Here is a 15,494-nt window from a genome sequence, read left to right as displayed (position 1 = left end):
TGTGTTTCTTTTTTTCATCAAAAGATTGAAGTGGACATACTTGGAGGATATTAGATATTAAGGAGGAAAAAACGGTTGAAAAAGAAACTTCTTCTTTTAATCGGCCTCATATTTCTGATGGCACTACTTACGGGCTGTACAGAGTATAATAAGCCGATTACAGCAGAAAGCGAAGGTTTTTGGAACGAGTATATTGTATACCCATTATCGTTATTAATTGTCAAAACAGCGGAGTTTGCTGGCGGAAACTTTGGTTTAGGTATTATTTTAGTTACACTTTTGATTCGTTTGGTGATTTTACCATTAATGATCAAGCAAACTAAGAGTTCAAAGGCCATGCAAGCTATTCAGCCTGAGATGCAAAAGTTAAGAGAAAAATATAGCTCAAAAGATCAAAAAACGCAACAAAAGCTTCAACAGGAAACTATGGCGTTATTTCAGCAGCATGGAGTAAATCCACTTGCTGGATGTTTTCCATTAATCATTCAAATGCCAATTTTAATTGGATTTTATCATGCCATTTCTCGTACGAGAGAGATTGCAGAGCATAACTTCTTATGGTTTGACCTTGGGTCTCCTGATCCGTTTTATATTTTACCGATTGTAGCGGGGATCACAACATTCATCCAACAGAAAATCATGATGGCTGGTGTAGAGAATAATCCTCAAATGCAAATGATGCTTTACATTATGCCGGTTATGATTATTGTGTTCGCGTTTAGCTTCCCAGCTGCTTTATCACTATATTGGGTAGTAGGGAATATCTTTATGATTGTTCAAACCTATTTTATTAAAGGTCCAGATTTAAAAAAGCTTGCTGAAACTGGTAAATCAGGAGGAGCGAAAAAGTGAGAGAGGTAACTGCTACGGGTAATTCCGTTGAGGAAGCAGTAGCGTCAGCTTTAGCTCAACTAGAAACAACAAGAGATCGTGCAGAAATAGCGATAGTTGACGAAGGGAAGAAGGGGCTATTTGGTATTTTTGGAACCCGCCCGGCTATTGTTAAAGTATCTAAAAAAATTGATGCGATTGAAGAAGCAAAAAACTTTTTAACTGATGTAGCAAACAAAATGGGTTCACCAGTTGATATTGAAGTGATAAAAGAAGGAAAACAAGTTCAATTTATTCTTTCAGGGGAAAAGATTGCCCTCCTAATCGGAAAAAGAGGACAAACTTTAAACTCACTTCAATATTTAACGCAGCTAGTTATTAATCGATATGCGGACCAGTACGTAAATGTATTGCTTGATGCAGAAGATTATCGAAAAAGAAGAAATGATACACTAATGCAATTGGCTGAAAGACTTGCCTTTAAGGCCGTTCGCACAGGCCAAAGAGTGTCACTTGAACCAATGCCATCGTATGAAAGAAAAGTGATTCATACAGCTTTAATGGATAATAAGCGAGTGAAAACGTACTCTGATGGAGTCGAGCCAAATCGTTACATCGTGATTACACCGAATAAATAAGAGTTAGATAGGCGATCCCGCTTTGGTGGGGTCGTTTTTTTTTTGGTAGTTTTTATTGTGGTGCTGTTGTGAGTGGATACCGGGGGTTGTATTTTCACGCATAAATCCTTAAAAGTTCCGCATAAAATTGAAAAGTTACGCAAATAAGTTTGAAACTTACGCATAAAATTGGAATTTTCACGCATACACCTCCAAATACCTGGAGTAAGCCTCGAATTTAAACTCGGATACCCCTTTAAAACACCCTCTATATATAAAATACTTTAAGGAACCACTATATGCAGGTTCGGCTGGAACTAAGGTGGTTCCGCTTTTCTTGTTATTCACATGTGGATAAGTTATGATAGAGCATAATGCGCTTTTTTATTTGTGGATAATTCTTTTTTATTAGAAATGACTGTGCTATTCTAATAATTTGGGAAAAGATGCTTTTAATGAGTAAAGTTTCGTGACATAGATGAAGATAAGGAATATACATGTCCCTTAACGGGAAGAGGTGAAGACAATGGAATTTGATACAATTGCGGCGATATCGACTCCGCTTGGTGAAGGAGCAATTGCGATTGTTCGTCTGAGTGGAGACGAAGCAATCCAAATTGCCGATAAGCTATTTAGAGGAAAAAGAAATAAACGTTTGATAGATGTACAAACACATACCATCCATTACGGCCACTTACTGGATCCAAAAACAGGTGAGGTTGCTGAAGAGGTGATGGTGTCTGTTATGAAAGGACCACATACATTTACGAAGGAAGATGTAGTAGAAATCAATTGCCACGGTGGAATTGTGTCGGTGAATCGTGTCCTTCAACTGGTATTACGATCTGGAGCAAGGTTGGCTGAACCAGGTGAATTCACAAAGCGTGCCTTTTTAAACGGAAGAATTGATTTATCACAAGCGGAAGCAGTGATGGATTTGATTCGTGCCAAAACTGATCGTGCCATGAACGTAGCACTTGGACAAATGGAAGGACGATTATCCAAGCTTATTCAAAGATTGAGACAAGAGATTCTTGAAACTTTGGCTCATGTTGAAGTGAATATCGACTATCCAGAGTATGATGATGTGGAAGAAATGACGCATAACATGCTTTTAGAAAAAGCAAATCTGGTTCGGGTAGAAATGAAAAAGTTACTCGAAACGTCTCAACAAGGAAAGATCTTACGTGAGGGCTTATCAACGGTGATTGTCGGAAGACCTAACGTTGGAAAATCCTCCTTACTAAACAGTTTAGTTCAGGAAAATAAAGCAATTGTTACGGATATTCCTGGAACGACTCGTGACGTAATTGAAGAGTATGTCAATGTTCGAGGAGTGCCACTGCGCTTACTAGATACAGCGGGTATTCGTGAGACAGAGGATATCGTAGAAAGAATTGGCGTGGAAAAATCACGACAAGTGTTAAAAGAAGCAGATCTCATTTTACTAGTTCTGAACTATTCGGATGATTTAACAAAGGAAGATGAAAACCTATTTAAGGCTGTTGAAGGAATGGATGTTATCGTCATTATTAATAAAACAGATCTTCCTCAAAAGATTGATATGGAAAAGGTTAAAGAACTGACAGGGAATAGTCCACTTGTAACGACCTCATTGCTTGAAGACCGAGGCGTCGATGATTTAGAAGAGGCGATTGCTGCTCTTTTCTTCTCTGGATCAATTGAGTCAGGGGATATAACGTATGTATCCAATAGTCGTCATATCGCTCTTCTTCACCAGGCGTTACACACAATAGAAGAAGCGATTTCAGGTGTGGAAAGTGGAGTGCCAATTGATATTGTACAGATTGATTTTACAAGAACCTGGGAGCTATTAGGGGAGATTATTGGAGAGTCCATTCACGAAAGTTTAATTGACCAGTTATTCTCGCAGTTCTGTTTAGGTAAATAATTTTTTTATAGATACAAGGAGGCAGCATGATGCAATATAGTGCTGGAAATTATGACGTGATTGTCATTGGAGCGGGACATGCCGGCTGTGAAGCGGGTTTGGCTGCTGCACGTCAAGGTGCAAAAACATTAATGATTACCATTAATTTAGATATGGTGGCTTTTATGCCATGTAATCCTTCTGTTGGTGGGCCAGCAAAAGGAATTGTTGTGCGCGAAATTGATGCTCTCGGTGGAGAAATGGGGAAAAACATCGATAAAACGCATATTCAAATGAGAATGCTGAATACAGGTAAGGGACCAGCTGTACGAGCATTACGTGCACAAGCGGATAAATTTAGTTATCAGCATGAATTGAAAAAAACATTAGAAAACGAAAAAAATCTTACATTAGTTCAAGGTATGGTAGAGCGTTTAATTGTTGAGGACGGAGTATGTAAAGGAGTAATTACAAAGACGGGTGCTACATATGAAGCAAAAACGGTTGTTATTACTACTGGTACCTTCCTTCGTGGTGAAATCATTCTTGGAGAGTTAAAGTACTCAAGTGGTCCCAATAATCAGCAGCCATCCATCAAGCTTTCCGAACATCTCGAAGAGCTAGGCTTTGATCTTGTTCGATTTAAAACGGGAACTCCTCCACGTGTGAACAGTCATACCATTGATTACAGCAAAACGGAAATTCAACCTGGTGATAATGAGCCTAGAGCATTTTCTTATGAAACAACCAAGTTTATTACAGACCAACTGCCGTGCTGGTTAACTTACACGAGCGAACAGACTCACCAATTAATTGATAATAATTTGCACCGTTCTCCTATGTATTCAGGCATGATCAAAGGAACAGGTCCAAGATACTGTCCTTCCATAGAAGATAAGGTTGTTCGTTTCAACGATAAGCCAAGACACCAAATTTTCTTAGAGCCAGAGGGACGAAATACACAAGAGGTATACGTTCAAGGATTATCAACGAGCTTGCCTGAGGAAGTTCAACATCAAATTTTAAAAACGATTCCAGGTCTTGAAAATGTTCAAATGATGAGACCGGGATATGCAATAGAGTATGATGCCATCGTTCCGACACAACTATGGCCAACACTTGAAACGAAAGTGATTCAGAACCTTTACACAGCAGGTCAAATTAATGGTACTTCTGGTTACGAGGAAGCCGCAGGTCAAGGTTTAATGGCTGGTATGAACGCGGGCCGAAAAGCATTAGGTGAAGAAGAAGTCATTCTTAGCCGTTCGGAAGCTTATATAGGGGTATTGATCGATGACCTTGTGACCAAAGGAACGAATGAGCCATACCGTCTACTTACCTCTCGTGCGGAATATCGATTGTTGTTACGTCACGATAATGCCGATTTACGTTTAACAGAAATTGGTCGTAAAGTGGGACTTATCTCTGAAGAGCGCTATGAACGCTTTTTAACAAAAAAAGCAGCCATAGAAGCGGAGAAGGAACGTTTAGAAGGAATCATCATTAAACCTAAGCCTGAAGTCCAAGAACTCATTAAAGCTCAGGGTGGAAGTGAGTTAAAGGATGGTATCCGTGCTTCGGATCTACTTAAACGGCCAGAGATGACGTATAAACATATTGAAGCCATTGTCCCATCTGAGAGTGACTTAGATTTTGATATTAAAGAACAAGTAGAAATCCAAGTGAAATACGAAGGGTATATTGAAAAATCTTTACAACAAGTGGATCGTCTGAAGAAAATGGAGAATAAAAAGATTCCTGATAATATCGACTATGATGCCATATCTGGGCTTGCGACAGAAGCAAGGCAAAAAATGAAGCAGGTGCGGCCATTATCAATCGCTCAAGCATCAAGAATTTCAGGAGTAAACCCTGCAGATATCTCCATCTTACTTGTTTATTTGGAACAAGGAAAAATAGCACGTGTTTCAAATGATGCATAAAGAAAAATTTTTCCGGTGTGAGGAAGAAGGTACCGCATGAATACAGAGTTATTTATTAAAATGTTAGAGGAGAAGGGGATTGAACTTTCTCCTCAACAGATTTACCAATATGAACAATATTTTCACTTATTAGTTGAGTGGAATGAAAAGATGAATCTGACGGCTATTACTGAGAAAGACGACGTCTATTTAAAACATTTTTATGATAGTGTGTCTGCTGCGTTTTATTATGACTTTTCAAAACCGTTAAGCCTTTGTGATGTGGGAGCGGGAGCAGGATTCCCTAGCATCCCAATTAAAATTGCATTCCCTCAACTACAAGTAACCATTGTTGATTCTTTAAACAAACGAATAACATTTTTAGAGAATCTAGCAAAGGAACTACAACTTGATGGAGTAACCTTTATTCATGACCGAGCAGAGACATTTGGTCAAAATAAGGAATACAGAGAACAATATGATCTGGTTACAGCTCGAGCGGTAGCACGATTATCTGTATTAAGTGAGCTTTGCTTGCCGCTTGTAAGGGTAGGTGGAACCTTTGTAGCCATGAAGGCTGCTCATGCAAAAGATGAGTTAGAAATTGGGAAAAAAGCAATTACCACACTCGGAGGATCCTTGAAAGAAACTCATTCATTCTTACTTCCTGTCGAGGAAAGTGAGAGAAATATTATTATTGTAGAAAAAGTAAAAGCGACACCAAAAAAATATCCTAGAAAACCTGGGACTCCGAATAAAGCACCAATTGAATAGAGTTACATTTTAGCTCATTTTATGGCATAATTTTAGTAAGTATGTAGGATAAAATAATCAATCATTGCATGTTTGGGCAGGAACTTGATTTTTTTTATAGAATACATTAATAGGGAGTTTCGTAAAGGTGGTGCAGGGTGATGAAGCAGACTTTCACACGCTTTTTTGGCCTAGGCGAAAAAGAGGGACAAGCTGAGACGGAAGAACAGGTTGAAGTAATAACCGAAGCAGATCATGAAGAGATAAAAAAAATACCAATTGATTCAATTGTACCGAATCGCTTCCAACCAAGGACGGTATTTGATGAGGACAAAATTGAAGAACTCTCACGGACGATTCACATACACGGGATCATCCAGCCAATTGTTGTAAGGGAATTTGAAGAAGGTACGTTTGAAATCATCGCTGGTGAGCGAAGATGGAGAGCGATGAAAAAGCTTGGCTGGGATGAAGTACCTGCCATAGTGAAAAATATGAATGATACAGAAACGGCTTCTGTCGCATTAATAGAAAACCTTCAAAGAGAAGAACTGTCACCAATTGAAGAGGCTATAGCCTATGGGAAACTATTGGAATTACACAATTTAACTCAAGAAGCTCTTGCGCAAAGGCTAGGGAAGGGGCAATCGACCGTAGCTAATAAGCTCCGCCTATTAAAGCTGCCGCAAGAGGTACAAGAAGCACTATTAAATAAATCAATTACCGAAAGACATGCGAGATCTCTCATTCCTTTGAAAGATGCAGAGAAGCAAATAAAATTATTAGAAGAAATCATCGAGAAAAACTTAAATGTGAAACAAACAGAAGATCGAGTGGCCAAACTTTTAGCAGAAACATCTGAAAAGCCAAAACCGAAGCGGAAGGCTTTTAGCAAAGATGTAAGAATTGCTGTTAATACCATTCGTCAATCTCTGTCAATGGTTTCAGATAGTGGCATCAACTTAAACTCTGAAGAGGAAGAGTTTGATGATTTCTACCAAATAACAATTAAAATTCCTAAAAAGAAATAATAGATTAAGAGAAGCTTTGTTAAGCTTCTCTCTTTTTTTGTTATTTTTTTCAATTAAAGCCCTAGGGAAATAAAAAAAATGATTCTCCTATCTTTTTCATGATAGAATAGAATACGTGATTGTCTTTTTAAAAGTTTTTGAATTCAAATGTTATTATTGAAGATAAAGGTAGGTGACACCATTGGGGAAAGTTATTGCCATTGCGAATCAAAAAGGAGGAGTTGGTAAAACAACAACTTCTGTAAACCTAGGTGCCTGCTTAGCATATATAGGGAAAAAAGTATTGCTTGTTGATGTTGATCCACAAGGAAATGCCACAAGTGGTGTTGGTATTGAAAAAGCTGACGTGGAGCAATGTATATATGATGTATTAGTTGATGATGTTGAGGCAAAGGAAGTTATCATGCCTACATCCGTTGAAAACCTATATGCTATCCCCGCTACGATTCAGTTAGCAGGTGCAGAAATTGAACTTGTTCCAACCATATCAAGAGAAGTGAGATTAAAAAGGGCACTTGAGGAAGTAAAAGGATCCTACGATTATGTCATTATTGACTGTCCACCATCATTAGGCTTATTAACATTAAATGCGTTAACTGCCTCAGATGCTGTTATTATTCCTGTTCAGTGTGAATTTTATGCACTTGAGGGGTTGAGTCAACTTCTAAATACGGTCCGACTCGTCCAGAAGCATTTAAACCAAGATTTAAAAATCGAAGGTGTCCTTCTCACGATGCTAGATGCCAGAACAAATCTTGGACTTCAGGTTATTGAAGAAGTAAAGAAGTATTTTCAAGATAAAGTATATAAAACCATTATTCCCCGAAATATCCGCTTAAGTGAAGCACCGAGTCATGGGGAGCCGATTATCATTTACGACCCAAAATCTAGAGGTGCAGAAGTCTATTTAGATTTGGCAAAGGAAGTGGTTTCGCATGGCTAAAGGACTCGGAAAAGGATTAAATGCGTTCTTTGCAAACATAGATGAGCCAAACAAACAGGAATCAATTACAGATCTTAGTTTGAAAGAAATACGACCTAATCCTTATCAGCCGAGAAAGATTTTTACCCAAGAGGCAATTGAAGAGCTAAAGCAATCAATTATTGAGCATGGAATTTTACAGCCAATAATCGTTAGAAAAAGTATAAAGGGCTATGATATTGTTGTTGGTGAAAGACGTTTTCGAGCAGCAAAAGAAGCGGGGCTCGATAAAGTTCCTGTTGTCATTCGAGAATTAACCGAACAACAAATGATGGAACTTGCCGTACTTGAGAACTTACAAAGGGAAGATTTGACACCGATAGAAGAAGCGGCAGCCTATCAGCTTCTAATGGAAAAACTCTCATTAACACAGGAGCAGTTGGCTAAAAGACTAGGGAAGAGTCGGCCACATATTGCAAATCTTGTTCGTTTGTTAACTCTACCACCAAAAATCCAACAGCTGATCTCAGATGGAAAGATTTCGATGGGGCATGGTCGCGCCTTGCTTGGTCTTAGAAAAAAAGAAAAGTTACCTCTTATTGCTGAGAAAACGATGAAAGAAGGCTTAAATGTTCGCCAGTTAGAACAACTTATTCAACAGTTGAATGAAAATGTTCCACGTGAAACAAAGAAGCCAAAGCCAGAGAAAAATGTTTTCATCAAAGAACGTGAAAGCTCTTTGCGTGAGAGATTTGGCACAACTGTAAATATTAAAGAGTCTAAAAATAAAGGGAAAATTGAAATAGAGTTTTTCTCAAAAGATGATTTAGAAAGAATTCTCGAGTTATTAAATAATAACCAGGAATAGAAAGTTTAAAAACCATCAAATGGGATGGTTTTTTTTGTGAGTTGCATGCTATATTGATAGCATACTTTTTCGAGAAACGAAATAATTATAATAGGTGAATAGTATGTTTTTATTAGGTACTCTTGTAAATGGTTTATTGATCGTGGTAGGAGCATTGTTGGGGAAGCTTCTTCATAGAATTCCGGAAGCGATGAAAACAACTGTTATGTTTAGTATTGGTCTTGCTGTGGTTGTACTAGGACTTCAAATGGGTTTCAAAAGTGAAAATTTCCTCATTGTAATCATTAGTCTGGTATTTGGCTCTGTGCTTGGAGAATTGCTAGATTTAGACGGGAAGTTGAATGCTCTAGGTGGATGGTTGGAGAAGAAGGTAGGGGGCTCACAGCAAGGAAGCATTGCGGAAGGATTTGTAACGGCAACGCTTATCTTTGTAATAGGTGCTATGGCTATTATTGGTGCACTTGATAGCGGCATTAGGGGTGACCATGATGTGTTATATACAAAATCCATTATCGATGGATTTACCGCACTAATTTTGACGACCACTCTTGGAATTGGAGTTATTTTTTCTGCCATTCCGGTAGTGCTCTATCAAGGAGCTATTGCAGCTTTTGCTACCCAAATTGACCGTTTGGTACCAGACGCGCTTATGACTAGCTTTATAGCTGAAATGACCGCTACAGGTGGAATTATGATCCTTGCAATTGGATTAAATATTACCGGAATTACGAAAATACGTGTGGCCAATATGCTACCAGGTATTTTCGTAGTTGCCTTGATTGTGACTATCATGTCATTTGTAGAAACTATACTAGGATAACAAAAGAGGCCTGCTAGTAAAGGCCTCTTCTTTTTATTCTCTTCCACTAATTGCGTCTTTCGTGGTATGGTTTCCAATGTTTTTCCATTTAGTAATAGGTTGATAAGTAACACTTGCTTGATAAATTCCATTCGCAATGACTTTAGCCATTTTTAAAACTAAATTTAATCTTGTGTTTTGTAGGACGAAGTACTCCATAAATCCACTCACATTAACAATTCCTGTTATATGGTAATCACCTACAGATGGAAGTTCTTTATTTACTCCAGCTCCCGGCTTAACAGGACCATCTGCCAGTTGTATGAAACCGACACTTTTGAGACGACCTAAGCAAGCATCAATCGCAATGATGATAGGGTTAAAATGTTTCGCTTTTATTTCCTCAAGCTTTTCGACTAAGTTCACTGCATGAATAGGATCCTCGAGTGTTCCATAAACGTAAAAGGAGTTCATTCTTTTTTCTTCAAGAAGTGTGCCGACGAGTGGTCCCAATGAATCACCTGTAGACCGATCAGTTCCAATACAAACAAATACAATCGGACGTTCAATGGTAGCTACTGGTAGAATGGATACTAGTTCAATTGCTAGTTTGTGAGAAGCACGTTGATCCTCGTAGGAAATCCTTGCACCATTGTCGTCTTTCTTATCAAAAAAGCTAGATTTCAAGTTCACTGGGTCCACTCCTTCGTAAATTGTAGTAACAGTATACGGAAGAAAAGCGAATTGTATACGTACTGTTTATGTAATTTGGAAAAGGGGTAGTTGGAAGGAGAAATTCCATTTTACTAGACAGGTCTTGGGAACTCTTTGGTAGTAGAAATATAGGCAATTTGAAGGAGGAAACCATTTATACTACAAAGGGAGTATAGAAATTGATAAAATAAGTAAAATCTCCAACAATATATGATGAGGTGATTCGATGAATTTAGAGAGTATTTGGTTAGACATACAAACAAAAGTAACAAATGAAGAGATGTGGGGGGACTTAGGACAAGGGGTAATAAAAATCATAGCGATCCTTATCCTTTCAGGCATTTTTATAAAAGTTGGAAAAGTGATGATTGAAAATGTCTTTAAAGTCCGAACTCGTTCACCATTACGTGTATCGGAGCGAAGGGAAGCAACATTATTAAAGCTGCTTCAAAACGTCCTAACATATGTAGTGTACTTTATAGCCTTTATGATGATATTATCAACATTAACCATAGATGTAAGTGCGATGCTAGCAGGGGCTGGAATCGTTGGGCTTGCCGTTGGTTTTGGAGCTCAAAACCTTGTTCGTGATATTATCACAGGATTCTTTATTATTTTTGAAGATCAATTTTCTGTGGGTGACTTTGTTCGAATTGGACAGTTTGAGGGAACAGTTGAAGAGATTGGATTAAGAACAACAAAAATTAAGACATGGACAGGGGAACTTCATATATTACCAAATGGTAATATTACGGAAGTAACAAACTTCTCCCTGTATAATAGTATGGCAGTTGTTGATTTAAGCATTTCGTATGAGAGTGATATTAAAAAGGCAGAATCTGTGATTTCAGAACTCTTACATGAAATGCCTGCTAAATATGAGGATATTGTTAAAACACCTGAGATTTTAGGAGTGCAAAATTTAGCTGCCTCCGATGTTGTCTTGCGTATTGCTGCGGAAACATTACCGATGAAACACTTTGTTGTAGCACGCTTGTTACGCAAAGAACTAAAAGAATGTTTGGATCGCAATGGAATAGAAATCCCTTATCCTCGTATGGTCATGTACTCTCGTCAAGATGAGGTTACCCCTAAGAAGGCATTGGGAAATGAATAGGAGTGAGAGCATTGGAGCAAAAGGAATTTAACTTGAATGACGTTGTTGAAATGAAAAAGCCCCACCCATGTGGAGCCAATCGTTGGAAGATCATTCGTTTAGGGATGGATATCCGTATCAAATGTGTCGGCTGTGACCATAGTGTGCTAATTCCTAGAAGGGAATTTTCACGTAAGATGAAAAAAGTATTAGAAAGAGCGGAGAGCTAGAGAAGTTGGGGGATGAGTATGGCGAGTACGTATACTTCTGCATGCCCGTTAAATTGTTGGGATAGCTGTGGATTTAAAGTAACAGTCGAGGATGGAAGGGTAACTCGGGTGGAAGGAGATGAAACCCACCCGATTACAAAAGGGAAAATTTGTGGAAGAGGTCGGATGCTTGAAGCACGAACCAATTCTGCTGAACGAATTCTCTATCCTTTAAAAAAGATAAATGGTGAGTTTCATAGAATTTCATGGACCCAGGCACTAGATGAAATAGCTGAAAAGATGTCCTGGTTAAGAGAAAATAAGAGAACCACTTCTATTTTGCATAGCCATGATTATGCCAATGGAGGTTTGTTAAAAAATCTCGATCAGCGTTTCTTTAATTGTTTTGGTGGTGTAACAGAGTTAACGGGCTCACTATGCTGGGGCTCTGGAATTGAAGCGCAAAACTGGGATTTTGGCGATGCATACAGTCATGCTCCAGGGGATGTGCTGAATAGTAAAAATATCGTGATATGGGGTAGAAATGTAGCTAGGACGAATATGCATTTCTACTCTGTTCTACAAGAAGCAAAACGTAACGGAGCCAAACTTTATGTGATTGACCCGTTATATAATGCGACTGCGAAACTGGCGAATAAACATATTACGGTTAAGCCAGGTACAGATGGAATTCTGGCAGTAGGTATAATGAAAGAGCTCTTACGTTTAGAACTGGCTGACATAGACTTTATTGAAAAATATACAGTTGGATTTACTCATGTTAAGGAATTAATTCAAACCGTTTCTCTTGAAGAGATTAGTAGAATAACGGAAGTAACGATAGATGTCATAACAGAGCTTGCTTATTTGTACGGAGATCGTCCAACATCAACGTATTTTGGCTTAGGAATGCAGCGTTATGGGAATGGTGGAAATACCATTCGTCTCATTGATGCACTAGTTGCTATAAGCGGAAACATTGGGATTTGCGGCGGTGGAGCAAACTATGCGAATAAGCAGGTAGGACAGAGCTTTCAGTTTAGTGAATTAACATTACCGGAGCGACGGAAAGAAGCTCGCAATTTTACCATGATGAAGCAGGCAAACGGGTTATTAGAAGCAGTGAACCCGACAATTGATATGATTATTGTTACTTGCGGAAATCCAATTGCACAAGTTCCTAATACAAATGAGATGATTAAGGCATTTTCTTCTGTTGATACGGTAGTTGTGATTGATTCATTCATGACAGATACAGCAGAAATGGCTGATTATATTCTTCCGACAACAACGGCATTTGAAGAGGAAGATATTTATTATTCTTCCATGTATCATCATTATGCTAACTATGGTCCAAAGCTTGTTGAGGCACCAGGGGAAGCAAAATCAGATTTATGGATATGGACAGAATTAGCGAATCGACTTGGTTTTGGTGAGGATTTTAACTACTCTAGAGATGAGTGGATTACAATGGCCATTCAACATTTAGAGGATAAAGGAATTACGCTCCAAACATTTAAAGAGAATTATCATGTGGAACTTCCAGTAGATGAAGTTCCATGGAGTGATTTTCATTTTAAAACACCAAGTGGCAAATATGAATTTCTTTCTAATCGAGCGATCCAACAGGGGGAAGATGGACGTTTGTCTTTATCCTTACCTAATGAATCGATCATCACAACTCCTGAGTTAGCTCAGAAATATCCTTATCAGCTTTTAACTATTCATCCGATGCGCTCAAACCATTCTCAACACTATCATTTATTTGCTCAACAACCAAAGCTTCGAGTTGAACTATCAGCAAATATTGCGGAAGATCTTAATTTAGCAGAAAATGATTTTGTAGAGGTATGGAATGATCGTGGAGCGGTAAAAGGCTATGTTCAAATTCTTACTAATGCACATCCAAATACCATTAATATAGATGAGGGCATTTGGAAGAAGTATGGAGGATCAGTCAACCTTCTTACCCCAAGCGAGGAATCGGATAATGGACTGGGAAGCACGTTATATGATTGTTTAGTAAATATAAGGAAAATACAACAAGAAGCTGCCAATTAGGTGGCTTCTTCTTGTTTGTCCAGCTCCAGCAGCTAGCCCCTCGGGGTCATAAGCTAAATCTCTCTAGAAGGCAGGCCTTCCTCCGAGATTCATCTTATGCCTGTCGGGGCTTACCGAGCTGCTTCCGCTTTTCTTCGCTTGTTTTTTTGCCATCATATCTCTATAATTGTTTAAGGCTAAAGGCTTTTATAAACTAGAAAAAATGAAACAAATAGATATAGTTGTATCGACGAATTTTGGTGCGAATATATAAATGAGGAGTGACTTGGATGGCACTAACAGCAGGAATCGTAGGTTTGCCGAACGTAGGGAAATCTACATTATTTAATGCGATTACACAAGCAGGGGCAGAATCAGCAAACTATCCTTTCTGTACAATCGATCCTAACGTAGGAATTGTTGAAGTTCCAGATGAAAGACTACAAAAATTAACAGAGCTTGTTCAACCGAAAAAAACGGTACCTACAACGTTTGAGTTTACTGATATTGCTGGGATTGTAAAGGGTGCGAGTAAAGGGGAAGGTTTAGGAAACAAGTTTCTTTCTCATATCCGTGAAGTGGACGCAATTTGTCAGGTTGTTCGCTGCTTTGCTGATGATAATATTACTCACGTCTCTGGTAAGGTAGATCCAATTGACGATATTGAAACGATTAATCTTGAATTAATTTTAGCTGATCTTGAATCAGTAGAAAAAAGACTTGCACGTGTTGGGAAAATGGCGAAACAAAAAGATAAGGATGCTGTATTTGAAGCAGAAATTCTTGAAAAGCTTAAGGAAGCCTTTGAAGCGGACAAGCCTGCTCGTACAGTTGAGTTTACTGAAGAGCAAATGAAGGTAGTGAAGCAACTTCACTTGTTAACGATTAAACCGGTCCTTTATGTTGCTAACGTAGGGGAAGAAGATGTCGCTGATCCGTCTTCAAATGAATATGTACAAAAAGTAAGAGAGTTTGCTGAAAAGGACAATGCAGAAGTAATTGTCGTTTGTGCAAAGATTGAAGAAGAAATTGCTGAGCTTGAAGGGGAAGAAAAGGAAATGTTCCTTTCTGAGCTTGGTATTGAGGAATCAGGTCTTGATCAGCTGATTCGTGCAGCTTATCATTTACTAGGATTAGCAACATACTTTACTGCTGGTGTTCAAGAAGTTCGTGCATGGACATTCCGTAAAGGGATGAAGGCTCCTCAATGTGCAGGAGTTATCCACTCCGACTTTGAGCGTGGGTTCATTCGTGCAGAAACAGTTGCTTATGAAGATTTACTAGCTGGCGGCACAATGACTGCTGCTAAGGAAGCTGGTAAAGTTCGTTTAGAAGGAAAAGAATATGAAGTAAAAGACGGAGACATCATCCATTTCCGCTTTAATGTATAAGAAAAGCGCAAGCGCCCTGGTCAGCGCACGACAGGCCTGGAGCGCTCCAACTGAGATAAAGGAAAGTGAAATGCGGAAGTACCTTGCTCAGCTCCGACAAGTATAAGACGAAACAAGCAGGAAGGCCAGCCTTCTGGAGGGATTTGGCTTATGACCCCGAGGAGCTAGGTACTGAAGCTGGACAACACGAAGAGCCAGAGGCGATTCGATGTTGACTTATCGTAGGGCGGAGAGCGAAGTACACTAGGCGCTAGGGCGCTGGAGCTAGACAATTCTCAAAGTCGAAAATCTTATACTTTCTTATCTTTTAAAATGAAAACCACCTTGAAAAATTGAACTGCACCCCAATTGTTAGACACTAATCTAACAATGAGGGGTGCAGTTTTTTATATGACTAAATTTACATCAGA

Annotated in this window: 14 protein-coding genes; 13 read left to right on the top strand and 1 reads right to left on the bottom strand. The window is 38.8% G+C overall.

The genetic code is table 11. The features are described 5' to 3' along the window. The first annotated feature begins 75 nt into the window (after positions 1–75). The 9 genes from spoIIIJ (at position 76) to ACRX5O_RS24230 (ending at position 9,655) form a co-directional block, all read left to right on the top strand. The gene (spoIIIJ, locus tag ACRX5O_RS24270) at positions 76–852 is read left to right on the top strand and encodes a YidC family membrane integrase SpoIIIJ (RefSeq protein WP_433908301.1); all 777 of its coding nucleotides are present in this window, start codon (positions 76–78) and stop codon (positions 850–852) included. Next, positions 849–1,469: an RNA-binding cell elongation regulator Jag/EloR gene (gene jag, locus ACRX5O_RS24265; RefSeq protein ID WP_433908300.1), complete on the top strand. Its 621-nt coding sequence runs from the start codon at positions 849–851 to the stop codon at positions 1,467–1,469. Before spoIIIJ ends, jag begins: the two co-directional genes overlap by 4 nt. 505 nt (positions 1,470–1,974) lie before the next feature. After that, a complete protein-coding gene (gene mnmE, locus ACRX5O_RS24260) occupies positions 1,975–3,360 on the top strand; it encodes a tRNA uridine-5-carboxymethylaminomethyl(34) synthesis GTPase MnmE (protein WP_433908299.1) in 1,386 nt (461 codons plus the stop codon). A 29-nt stretch (positions 3,361–3,389) separates the two neighbouring features. Continuing rightward, a complete protein-coding gene (gene mnmG / locus ACRX5O_RS24255) occupies positions 3,390–5,282 on the top strand; it encodes a tRNA uridine-5-carboxymethylaminomethyl(34) synthesis enzyme MnmG (protein ID WP_433908298.1) in 1,893 nt (630 codons plus the stop codon). 36 nt (positions 5,283–5,318) lie between these two features. Continuing rightward, positions 5,319–6,035 (top strand): 16S rRNA (guanine(527)-N(7))-methyltransferase RsmG, encoded by a 717-nt coding sequence (gene rsmG, locus ACRX5O_RS24250; protein ID WP_433908297.1) that lies wholly within the window; start codon positions 5,319–5,321, stop codon positions 6,033–6,035. Between the two features lie 140 nt (positions 6,036–6,175). Then, positions 6,176–7,045, top strand: a complete 870-nt coding sequence (gene noc, locus ACRX5O_RS24245) for a nucleoid occlusion protein (RefSeq protein ID WP_433908296.1) — start codon at positions 6,176–6,178, stop codon at positions 7,043–7,045. 181 nt (positions 7,046–7,226) lie between these two features. Next, the gene (locus tag ACRX5O_RS24240) at positions 7,227–7,988 is read left to right on the top strand and encodes a ParA family protein (RefSeq protein ID WP_066059793.1); all 762 of its coding nucleotides are present in this window, start codon (positions 7,227–7,229) and stop codon (positions 7,986–7,988) included. Next, a complete protein-coding gene (locus ACRX5O_RS24235; protein ID WP_433908295.1) occupies positions 7,981–8,835 on the top strand; it encodes a ParB/RepB/Spo0J family partition protein in 855 nt (284 codons plus the stop codon). The genes ACRX5O_RS24240 and ACRX5O_RS24235 overlap by 8 nt, the downstream gene beginning before the upstream one ends. A gap of 103 nt (positions 8,836–8,938) precedes the next feature. Further along, positions 8,939–9,655, top strand: a complete 717-nt coding sequence (locus ACRX5O_RS24230) for a DUF554 domain-containing protein (RefSeq protein ID WP_433908294.1) — start codon at positions 8,939–8,941, stop codon at positions 9,653–9,655. A 33-nt stretch (positions 9,656–9,688) separates the two neighbouring features. Here ACRX5O_RS24230 and yyaC read toward each other — a convergent pair whose 3' ends face one another. After that, entirely contained in the window at positions 9,689–10,327 is a 639-nt protein-coding gene (gene yyaC / locus ACRX5O_RS24225) for a spore protease YyaC (protein WP_433908293.1), read from the bottom strand. A 247-nt stretch (positions 10,328–10,574) separates the two neighbouring features. On the opposite strand from yyaC, the gene ACRX5O_RS24220 reads away from it, so the two are divergent. From ACRX5O_RS24220 to ychF, 4 genes are all read left to right on the top strand, one after another. Further along, positions 10,575–11,465 carry a mechanosensitive ion channel family protein gene (locus ACRX5O_RS24220; protein WP_433908292.1) on the top strand — a complete coding sequence of 297 codons (891 nt, stop codon included), beginning with the start codon at positions 10,575–10,577 and terminating at the stop codon, positions 11,463–11,465. A gap of 11 nt (positions 11,466–11,476) precedes the next feature. Further along, on the top strand, positions 11,477–11,674 hold the full coding sequence (locus tag ACRX5O_RS24215; RefSeq protein ID WP_433908291.1) for a DUF951 domain-containing protein: 198 nt from the start codon (positions 11,477–11,479) through the stop codon (positions 11,672–11,674). An 18-nt stretch (positions 11,675–11,692) separates the two neighbouring features. After that, the gene (locus tag ACRX5O_RS24210) at positions 11,693–13,714 is read left to right on the top strand and encodes a molybdopterin-dependent oxidoreductase (RefSeq protein WP_433908290.1); all 2,022 of its coding nucleotides are present in this window, start codon (positions 11,693–11,695) and stop codon (positions 13,712–13,714) included. Between the two features lie 269 nt (positions 13,715–13,983). Next, positions 13,984–15,084: a redox-regulated ATPase YchF gene (gene ychF / locus ACRX5O_RS24205; RefSeq protein ID WP_433908289.1), complete on the top strand. Its 1,101-nt coding sequence runs from the start codon at positions 13,984–13,986 to the stop codon at positions 15,082–15,084. Positions 15,085–15,494 lie beyond the last annotated feature (410 nt).

This window comes from Robertmurraya mesotrionivorans (assembly GCF_050971805.1).
Lineage (GTDB): Bacteria > Bacillota > Bacilli > Bacillales > Cytobacillaceae > Robertmurraya_A.
The sequence above is the reverse complement of the archived record's forward strand: the minus strand, read 5'-3'. Positions and strand labels throughout refer to the sequence as shown.